The following is a 1,059-nucleotide window of genomic DNA, read 5'->3' as shown; positions in this document are numbered from 1 at the left end:
GCGCAATACCAATTTAGCAATAAAAACTATAACCAATTGTAATAACGCTAAGCCAGATATCACAAACACAGCATTAACATATAGAATCTACGATGGCCTAAATATGCCTATATCAGGCATAAATACGTTTGTTGTACAGCCCAATGGTGATAGCGATACCAACTTTTCGCAGTTAGCCCAATGTGTGTATAGTACAACAAAAAGTAACATGGGACAATTATTTACCCGGCGATATGTGGCGGAAACAGGTTGGTCCTCATGGGAAAAAGTAATGTCAAATGCGGATTTAAATGAGAATTCTGCCTTCCGAATGGCAACAGGGAGTGTGCTGGCTGGCTCGAACTATCATCAGATTCGTCTGCAAGTCGAACCATCACCACAAGGAACAAAATCCCTTGCAGTTTATGACAATAATGCTAATGCTTTGATAGGATATATCTATTTCGATAAATAATCATCTAACTGATTATTATACATAATACTCTGCGATATTTATGCCAACTCCAGAAGCAATTGCTGTTTGTGGCGTAAGTACAATATTTCCATCTGTAGTAATACGCAGATAGGCAACTGTATTTATTCCGTTGATACCACAATGTATATTGTGATACCATTCCACGCGGGATTTGACCTCAGTATTAGTAGCAATAGTATATGCTGTACCCGCAGACAGGGCTTTATTTACATATCCCCCGATTTTTATTGCTTTAATAGTATCACTGCCAAACGTAAATAAAACTATTGTAAGGCCGTAAGAATTAGTGATTTTTTTTGCTTCATAATCCGCTTTTTTTAAGAGTTCACCCCAATTACTCCAGATTCCGTTATCTTTGGACCGCAAAAATATCCGATTAGTCCCAGATACGATATATAATATTGTCCCATAATCGACAGATGACATGTTGATGTATGCTGTGCCACTTTTACCATTGGTCAGTCCTGCCTCATACGGTGTATTAAGCGTGTTTTCATTGCATTGTACAATCCGTCTACCAGATGGCCCAATATTAGCAATTGCAAGCAAATCAGCCACTGCAGTCCTACCATCTAAATTGGTAT

Annotated in this window: 2 protein-coding genes; one reads left to right on the top strand and one right to left on the bottom strand. The window is 38.3% G+C overall.

Going from position 1 to position 1,059, the window contains the following annotated elements:
- Positions 1-454 (top strand): hypothetical protein (locus tag LK536_RS58445; RefSeq protein ID WP_506092295.1); only part of this gene is annotated, 454 nt, incomplete at its 5' end.
- A gap of 15 nt (positions 455-469) precedes the next feature.
- On the opposite strand, the gene LK536_RS58440 is transcribed toward LK536_RS58445, so the two are convergent.
- On the bottom strand, positions 470-1,059 hold a 590-nt coding region (locus LK536_RS58440), incomplete at its 5' end, for a hypothetical protein (RefSeq protein WP_506092294.1).

It is taken from the genome of Clostridium pacaense (assembly GCF_020709765.2).
Taxonomy (GTDB): Bacteria; Bacillota; Clostridia; order Lachnospirales; family Lachnospiraceae; genus Enterocloster; species Enterocloster hominis.
Note: the sequence above shows the minus strand (reverse complement) of the source record. Positions and strands in the feature narration are given on the sequence as shown.